The 8,367-nt window shown below is 52.4% G+C and carries 9 protein-coding genes; 5 read left to right on the top strand and 4 right to left on the bottom strand.

Going from position 1 to position 8,367, the window contains the following annotated elements; all coding sequences use genetic code 11:
• Positions 1-119 precede the first annotated feature (119 nt).
• On the bottom strand, positions 120-323 hold the full coding sequence (locus H7F08_RS07050) for a type II toxin-antitoxin system HicA family toxin (RefSeq protein ID WP_193640210.1): 204 nt from the start codon (positions 321-323) through the stop codon (positions 120-122).
• A gap of 144 nt (positions 324-467) precedes the next feature.
• Complete coding sequence (locus H7F08_RS07045; protein ID WP_024893737.1) at positions 468-938, bottom strand: Fur family transcriptional regulator; 471 nt, start codon at positions 936-938, stop codon at positions 468-470.
• Positions 939-1,055: 117 nt separating this feature from the next.
• Here H7F08_RS07045 and H7F08_RS07040 point away from each other — a divergent pair, with 117 nt between their 5' ends.
• The 4 genes from H7F08_RS07040 to H7F08_RS07025 all read left to right on the top strand — a co-directional run bounded on the left by H7F08_RS07040 (position 1,056) and on the right by H7F08_RS07025 (position 5,289).
• Entirely contained in the window at positions 1,056-1,535 is a 480-nt protein-coding gene (locus H7F08_RS07040; protein WP_031569480.1) for a peroxiredoxin, read from the top strand.
• A complete protein-coding gene (locus H7F08_RS07035) occupies positions 1,532-2,941 on the top strand; it encodes a PhoH family protein (RefSeq protein WP_193640209.1) in 1,410 nt (469 codons plus the stop codon). The genes H7F08_RS07040 and H7F08_RS07035 overlap by 4 nt, the downstream gene beginning before the upstream one ends.
• A 65-nt stretch (positions 2,942-3,006) precedes the next feature.
• Entirely contained in the window at positions 3,007-4,893 is a 1,887-nt protein-coding gene (speA, locus tag H7F08_RS07030) for a biosynthetic arginine decarboxylase (protein ID WP_193640208.1), read from the top strand.
• A 3-nt stretch (positions 4,894-4,896) separates the two neighbouring features.
• Positions 4,897-5,289: a group II truncated hemoglobin gene (locus H7F08_RS07025; protein ID WP_081577562.1), complete on the top strand. Its 393-nt coding sequence runs from the start codon at positions 4,897-4,899 to the stop codon at positions 5,287-5,289.
• 14 nt (positions 5,290-5,303) lie between these two features.
• On the opposite strand, the gene H7F08_RS07020 is transcribed toward H7F08_RS07025, so the two are convergent.
• Positions 5,304-6,164 carry a fumarylacetoacetate hydrolase family protein gene (locus H7F08_RS07020; RefSeq protein ID WP_193640207.1) on the bottom strand — a complete coding sequence of 287 codons (861 nt, stop codon included), beginning with the start codon at positions 6,162-6,164 and terminating at the stop codon, positions 5,304-5,306.
• Between the two features lie 82 nt (positions 6,165-6,246).
• On the opposite strand from H7F08_RS07020, the gene H7F08_RS07015 reads away from it, so the two are divergent.
• The gene (locus tag H7F08_RS07015) at positions 6,247-6,804 is read left to right on the top strand and encodes a mechanosensitive ion channel domain-containing protein (protein WP_226831389.1); all 558 of its coding nucleotides are present in this window, start codon (positions 6,247-6,249) and stop codon (positions 6,802-6,804) included.
• A 67-nt stretch (positions 6,805-6,871) separates the two neighbouring features.
• Here H7F08_RS07015 and H7F08_RS07010 read toward each other — a convergent pair whose 3' ends face one another.
• Complete coding sequence (locus H7F08_RS07010; RefSeq protein ID WP_193640206.1) at positions 6,872-8,299, bottom strand: MFS transporter; 1,428 nt, start codon at positions 8,297-8,299, stop codon at positions 6,872-6,874.
• Between the last annotated feature and the right edge of the window lie 68 nt (positions 8,300-8,367).

Genomic DNA, 8,367 nt, shown 5'->3' with positions numbered 1-8,367 from the left:
CAGATGAAGCTCTCTCCAGCCATTTTCTGGGACTTTGGCCCCATCTCTGCCAACCCCCTCATAAATCATTCACTCAGATGCTCATGCGTATGGTGGCGTAGCATGCGGCGACTTATTCCTCATGAAAATCGGTGAAACTTCAGTTTAAGTCCTGCCTGCTTCAAAAGTTTGTGGAGTAATCCTGTGCCCAGGTCTTTACGTGGATGCGGGATCGAAAGATGCCCTGGGCGATCGGGATGCACATAGACGTGATGCGAACCTTTTGTACTTCGATGCAACCATCCCGCCGACTCCAGGCATTTGATCAGTTCTGAGCTCGTCATGGTGTGTATTATACACACGGATTTCTGCAAGTCATTGCCGGGAGACTAACGGCCATCCTCCCATTTCCCTCGCTTTGTGCAAAGGGAGTATTCATGGAGGATCGACAGATGAAAATCAGACTGATATTAGCCCTCGTATTACGATCAATCGGGGGTTTTGTTTTTACCACAATGGGCACAGACACCGTTCACCACCAGTTCCATTTCGATGACCGAATAATCCTTGGGAAGAGTGGGCGTGGAGACCGGGCTTTCCGGAAGACAAAAAACCTGTCCACAGGAAACACAGTGAAAATGGGGATGCTGATTGGATTGTTCCAGGCGTCGGGCACTGAAACGCCAGACCCTATCATCTGCGGTAATGCGGTGGGCCAGGCCGATATCCACTAACCACTCCAGATTGCGATATAAGCTGACCCGATCTACCGGGCTCGCGATGCTTGATTCCAGACGTTGCTGGACCTCGGGATGGCTCAGGGGTTGCTCGGCGTCCAGGAGCGTCCTGTAAACAGCAACGCGTAACTTGGTGACGCGTTGTCCCGCGTCCCGCAATAGCTGAGTCACTTCTGCATCGCTGTGCGTGGGGGAGGGCGTATCATGAACATGATTTTTCATGGGTTCATGCTAGAGCAGCCCCTGCATGGGTGCAAGTCCGACCGTGATCCGGGGAATGGCTGGACATCTGGGCATCAGCCGCGCTAGATTTTCAACAGGTTCACTCAGGAGTCTTCCATGTCCTCAGAAAAAATCGCCGTTGGTCAAGATGCCCCGCAATTTCACGCTGCTGCTTATGGCAAGGATTCAGAAATCCGTTTGCGCGATCTCCACGGCAAAATTGTCGTCCTTTATTTTTATCCCAAGGATGATACTCCCGGCTGCACCACAGAAGGCCAGGAATTTACTGCCCTTTATCCTGATTTTCAGGCGGCTGGCGCAGAAGTTTTGGGCGTTTCCCGCGACAGTCTGGCCAGCCATGAAAAATTCGCCTGCAAGTTCAATTTCCCTTTTCCGCTTCTGGCAGATACGGACGAAGCCCTCTGCACCGCTTTTGATGTGCTCAAGGAAAAAAACATGTACGGCAAAGTCAGTATTGGTGTAGAGCGCAGCACCTTTGTTATTGACCGGCAAGGTAAAATTGCCTATGTGGAGCGCAAGGTCAAAGCGGCAGGTCATGCGGCGGCGATACTTGATATTGTCAAAAAACTCCCATGAGTGCCGGCAAAGCTGTTGCCAACGATCCCCAAAAACCACGGCTTTATATTCTCGACACCAATGTCCTGATGCACGATCCAGCGTCGCTGTTCCGCTTTCAGGAACACGACATTCTGCTTCCCATGATTGTTCTGGAAGAGCTGGATCAGCATAAAAAAGGACTCAGCGAGCAGGCCCGTAACGTCCGTCAGGTCAGTCGCAGGCTCGACGAACTGCTGACGGATACGGCGGATCTGGATAAGGGCCTGCCTTTGCCCTACGCCCAGGGCCGTCTGTTTTTTCAGACGGCCGCCTACCAGCAGGCTTTGCCGGAAGATCTGGCGGGTGGTAAGGCCGATAATGAAATTCTTGCGGTCACCTTGGCCTTGCAAAATCGTCACCCTGAAAAAGATGTCATTCTGGTCAGCAAGGACATCAATCTGCGCATCAAGGGCCGGACCCTGGGTATCCGCGTGGAAGACTACGAAAATGACCGTGCCCTGGAAGATGCGGACTTATTGTACACAGGCTCGGAAATTCTCAGTGCAAATTTCTGGGATCAGCACAGTCGCGATCTGGATGCCTGGCAGGAAAGCGGGCGCAGTTTCTATAAAATCAGTGGTCCTGCCATTCAGCACTGGCATGCCAATGAATTTATTGCCCTGCATCAGGGGGAGGCGGATGCCGATGAATTCGCGGCTATTGTCCGCGAAGTGCATCCTGAACATGCCATCATCGAGCGAATCACGGATTATCGTCATGATCGTCATGCCGTTTGGGGAATTGTCGCCCGTAATCCTGAGCAGAATTTTGCCTTGAATCTGCTGATGGATCCGGACATTGATTTTGTCACCCTGCTGGGTCATGCCGGCACCGGAAAAACCCTGCTGACCCTGGCGGCCGCTCTGGATCAGGTTTTTGAACATAAACGCTATTCGGAAGTCATTATTACCCGGGCAACGGTACCAGTAGGCGAAGAAATTGGTTTTTTGCCGGGGACTGAAGAAGAAAAAATGCAGCCATGGATGGGTGCGCTGGAAGACAATCTGGAAATTCTGGCGCGCAGCAGCGATGAAGCCGGGAGTTGGGGGCGCAGTGCGACCCAGGACTTGCTAAACAAACGCATTCGCGTGAAATCCATGAGTTTCATGCGGGGGCGCACTTTTCTGGAGAAATTTGTCATTATCGACGAGGCCCAGAATCTCACCTCCAAGGAAATGAAAACCCTGATTACCCGGGCAGGCCCCGGCACCAAAATTGTCTGCCTGGGCAATATTGCCCAGATTGATACGCCCTATCTGACGGAGACCACTTCGGGTCTGACCTATGTGGTGGATCGTTTCAAGAATTGGGCACATAGCGGCCACATTACCCTGCGCCGTGGCGAACGCTCAAGACTGGCGGATTTTGCCAACGAAGCTCTATAGATGACTTGTCGGGTGGCCTGCAGAACCCTTAGACTGCGCTGGGCTTTTGAGGGGGGAGAGCGGGCATGACCTGGACTGTGGCCGATAGTCGTCATCTGTACAATCTGCAGCAATGGGGCGAAGGTTATTTTGACATCGCCGAAGACGGGCAAATGCTGGTGCGGCCAGATGCGCGTGCGGACAGTCCGGCGATTGGACTGGCTGATGTGGCCAGCGAATTGGGAGAACACTCCCTGGGGCTGCCCTGTCTGCTGCGTTTTCCACAAATTCTCGGTCACCGGGTAGAAAAACTGCGTGGCGCCTTTACGGCCGCCATGCAGGATACGCACTATCAGGGGGGCTATACCCCGGTTTATCCTATCAAGGTCAATCAGCAACGTCGGGTTGTGGAAGAAATTCTGCGGGCGGGCTCAGGCAATGTGGGCCTTGAAGCGGGCAGCAAGCCGGAATTGCTGGCCGTGCTGGGCTTAATGCCCGTAGGCGGAACAGTCATTTGCAATGGCTATAAGGATCGCGAGTATATTCGTTTGGCCTTGAGCGGCGAAAAGCTGGGCTTGCGGGTTTATCTGGTGGTGGAAAAAATATCGGAATTACCGCTCATCCTCAGTGAATCCCGGGATATTGGTGTGCAACCCCGCATTGGCGTTCGTGCCCGGCTGGCTTCGGCAGGGGCGGGTAAATGGCAAAACACGGGTGGGGAAAAATCCAAGTTTGGTTTGTCCACCGCGCATATTCTCGATTTGCTTGAACATCTACGCCGGGAGAACGCTCTGCAAAGTCTGCAGTTACTGCATTTTCATCTGGGTTCGCAAATTCCCAATATTCAGTTTATTAAAGGTGGTATGCGCGAGTGCGCGCGACTGTATGCCGAGTTGCGGCGTCTGGGCGCGGCCCTGGAAGTCGTGGACGTAGGCGGCGGTCTGGGGGTGGATTACGAAGGAACCCATTCGCGTGCCTATTGCTCGACCAACTATCATGTCAGCGATTATGCACATGCCATTGTCAGTGCCCTGGCTGAGGTGTCCCGCCAGGAAAATTTGCCGGAGCCCCATGTGGTTTCGGAATCGGGCCGGGCTCTGACCGCTCACCATGCCATTTTGTTGACGAATGTGACAGATGTGGAAATGGCAGCAGGAGAGCTGCCCTTGTCTGCAACTGCCGCGCAGGGAATCACCGAGGAATGGCAACGTCTGCTCCAACGCCTGGAGAATGCCCAGTCATCAGATGCCCTGGAGGTTTATCAGGAAGCCATTTACCTGCTGGGTGAAGTACATCAACAATTTAATCTTGGTCTGCTGCATATTGAACAAAGAGCGCAGGCGGAAGAAATTTACGCGCGCGTTATCTGGCAGGTGCGTCGCTTTCTGGACCCCCATAATCGGGCGCATCGGGATATTCTGGATGAACTGGATGAAAAAATTGTCGATAAATATTTCGTGAATTTTTCATTATTTCAATCCTTGCCGGATGTCTGGGCGATAGATCAGATTTTCCCCATTATGCCCATTCAGCGCTTAAATGAAGAACCAAAACGTCGCGCCCGGATTGAAGATATTACCTGTGATTCCGATGGTCGGATTGACGCCTATGTGACCGCAGAAGGCCTGACGCCGGCCTTGCCGGTTCATGCCGTGCAAAATGACAAGCCCTATATATTGGGTATATTTATGGTGGGTGCCTATCAGGAAATTCTTGGTGATATGCACAATCTTTTCGGCGATACGGATTCGGTGAATGTGCTTTGTAATGCGCAGGGTCAGGTTCTTCTGGAGCAGCCTGTGGCCGGAGATACCGTAGAATCGGTATTGAATTACGTGCAGTTTTCTGCTCCGGATTTACTGGCGCGTTACCAGAAAAAAGTCGATCATTGTACCCATCTCAACCCTGAGCAACGGCACATTTTCCTGCAACAATTTGCCGATGGTCTGCATGGTTATACTTATTTGGAGTGATTTGTGATTCTTGAACCTGAAACTTCTCCTTATATTCTGTTGGGCGGCGAAAGCGCGATCCGGGCTTTGGTCAATCGTTTTTATGACTTGATGGACAGTGAAGCCCAATGGCGCAGTCCTTTGCGGGAAATGCATCCGGCCGACTTGAGCGAATCCAAGGAGAAACTGTTTTTGTTTCTTTCAGGCTGGCTGGGTGGACCGGATTTGTACGTCGAAAAGTTTGGACATCCCCGCCTGCGGGCGCGCCATGCCAGCTTTCCGGTAGATGATCAGGCGCGGGATCAGTGGATGGCCTGCATGTTGCGCTCCATGCAGGAACAGGACATGCCGCCCGAAGTGTATACGCATTTACAGACTGCCTTGCAGCGTACGGCAGATTTCATGCGCAATCGTTAGTGCTGCGTGCCTGGTTAATTTGCCGTGACCGGATTGATGAGCGACCCGATGCCTTCAATACGAATTTCGCAGTGTTCGCCGGCCCGTAAAAAGCGCGGCGGATTGCGCGTGAATCCTACACCAGCCGGTGTTCCGGTAATGATCAGGTCTCCACAACGCAGGGGCGTGACTGCCGCCAGGGCTCGAATCAGTGCCGCAACGTTGAAAATCAGATCGGCCGTATTGCCGGTCTGCATGACCGTACCATCAATCAACGTCTGCAAGGCCAGGCCTTTGGCTCCCATGGGAAGTTCATCGGCACTGACTACCACAGGCCCACATCCGCCCGTAGCAGGAAAGTTTTTGCCCAGGGTCCACTGACTGGCGCGAAACTGGAAATCCCTGACGCTGGCATCGTTGAAAATAGTGTAACCCGACACGCAATCCAGTGCTTGTGCATCGTTCATGGGCCCGAAGCAGGGCTTGCCAATAACCACAGCGAGTTCTCCTTCGTAATCCAGTTCCCGGGAGCTGGAAGGGATACGCAGGGCTTGACCGTGTCCCACCAGAGTATCTTCGTAACGCATAAAAAAGTTGGGATATTCCGCTGGTGGAGCAGAGACTTCCGTGGCATGACTTTGATAATTCAGCCCTGCGCAGAGGATTTTGCAGTTTTCGGGTAAGGGAGGCAGAAAATTCAGTTGCGTGGGATCGAGCAGGTCCTGGGCATGCGCACGATTAAGTCGTTGTTCCAGATCATTGCGCAGGCTGGCACTCGCGCCGAGCAAATCCATCAGGGTCAATCGCGGGGCGATATTCCGCAGGGACAGCAAGTCGCGACCGCGCCAGAGCGCCAATTCGATGGTGCTGTTACTACTGATTTTACTGAGTTTCAATGCTTACTCCTTGCCTTGTTTGTTGCCATATACTAGCACCTCGGCTAAGGTGCGCCTATAAAATACCCGGCAAGGACAGGACATGGTAATGACAGTATACGGGATTGATGTAGATCCCGAATGGCTATTGCATAGAGCGATTTATACGGTACTGATTATACTGGGCAGCTACGTCATTTTGCGTTGGTACGGTAAAGCCATCAATCACCTGCTGTCTTTTCTGGGATCACGGCGCACCATTTCCCATGGTTATGGCATCGTTTTTAAACGCATAACTACCTGGTTTTTATGGCTTCTGGTTTGGGTAGTGGTGTTGCGCGTCTGGGCGGTGGATGTGACTGCCATATGGACGACTTTTGTCAGTCTGCTGGCGGTAATCGGTGTGGGTATGCTGGCTTTGTGGGCGATGGTCAGCAATATTACCGCGCGGTTTTTTATCTGGTTCTGGCAGCCCTTACGTTTAGGTCAGCGTATCGAAATTTTCCCCGAAACACTCATCGGTGAAGTGGTTGAAGAAAACCTGATGTTTACCGAACTCAAACAGGACGATGGCGCGGTGGTCGTCATCCCCAATAATTTTTTCTTTCAGCGTGTGATCCGCCGTTTACCGGATGTGGGCGATAAGAAAGATAGTGAATAATTTTCTCCGGAATTGCATATTTTTCGTTTAGATGTTCAGTCAGACTTCTTGTAACAGTCTTCCATTTTTATATGGTAGATCGCGTAGTTGCGTTGGCTGACGCCTCCGTTGCGAGTGACACATTTTCTGCCTGCAGATTATGTCCGCTTACCCAACCGAGAATAATCCCCACAATGGCCATGGCAGAGAGTGCGGGATAACCAATGAACTGCATCAGCGGTCCGCCCAGAAAAGTACCCAGCACGGTAGCTACCGCGCCACTGGCATTAAATAAACCCATGGCGGCACCCTGGCTGAACGGCGTCAGACGGGCTGTAAGAGTAGTGCCCGAGATGCTTTGCAAAGGCCATACGGCAATAATCAGGACAAAACCCAACAGAGCCACGAAGGTTTTGGGAATGGGCGTAAAAAAGACAGCCAACAGCAGGGTAAACCCAAGCAGTCGTCCGATGAGCGACCAGCGATATACCCGTCCGGCGCCAAACTTTCCCGAGAGTTGTCCGCCCACAGAATAGAGAATCAGGGCAACGGCAGCCGTCACTGCATAGACACTGGAAGTCAAGGCGGGGGCCACGCTGTAGGCTTTTTGCATGGCTACGGGGAAATAGGCAAAAAAGGCGGCAACGCCGAAAGCTACAGCAAACCAGGAGAACAGAAAACGTCCGAAACGGGTGGACAAGACTTCCTTAAAGCGTTTGCCACCCCGCAGAGATAAATGATGGGAAAAGCGCATTACCCCACCTCCCAACAGTTCGGGACGCCCAAAATTGGCCAGCAGTCGCCAATCTATTTCCCGACGCATCTGGTTGCCAATTTCTGCAGACCAGTCAAAACGTTTTGCAGCAGCGGGCAGACCTTTGGCGCCCAGCCATATGGCTGGAATTAATACCAGGGCCGAGCAGATTAAACCCATCTTGAAATTGGCCACAAAAGCACTGGCAACCAGTAGGCCGACCACCTGTCCGGCGCCATTAAAAGTCTGCAACCAGCCAAGACGAGACTCCCAGTGGTCTTTGGGATCAAATTCGACAATGAATAAGCTGGCCACAGTGGCCACGGCCGAGGTACCAGCCCCTGCCAGTAGTGCCAGCAGACTCCAGGGCAAAAGCCCCGGAAGAAAAGGCATGAGCGCAAGGGCGATGATCAGCATCAAAAACCCGGTAAAAAAGACCGGTCGATGCCATTGTTTGCTGTCTGCCAGAAAGCCCCAGAGGGGTGAACTCAGAAGTCCTAAATTAAATCCCCCCATTACATAGGCGACCCAACTGAGATGATGGGTTAAACCAACAATCATCAACGGTAACAGGATGGGGAGGAGGCCAGATGAAATGGCGCCGAGAAGCGCGTAGGACAGAAACCAGACCGATATCCAGCGCCTTGGTTCATTCAGAATTTTCAGCACAGTGGCGAAGCGTGCATGGGCCAGACGTCTGCGCTCCTTGGAAAATATCGGGTTTCCGGGTTGATGCTGTTCGGCTGTTGTTTTTACAGGCATGGCAAGACCCCTCACGTTGAGTGATAAATTGCATTGGCGTAAAAATCATGGGTATATAAAATATTGAT

Source organism: Acidithiobacillus sp. HP-11 (genome assembly GCF_015100075.1).
Taxonomy (GTDB): domain Bacteria; phylum Pseudomonadota; class Gammaproteobacteria; order Acidithiobacillales; family Acidithiobacillaceae; genus Acidithiobacillus; species Acidithiobacillus thiooxidans.
Note: the sequence above shows the minus strand (reverse complement) of the source record. Positions and strands in the feature narration are given on the sequence as shown.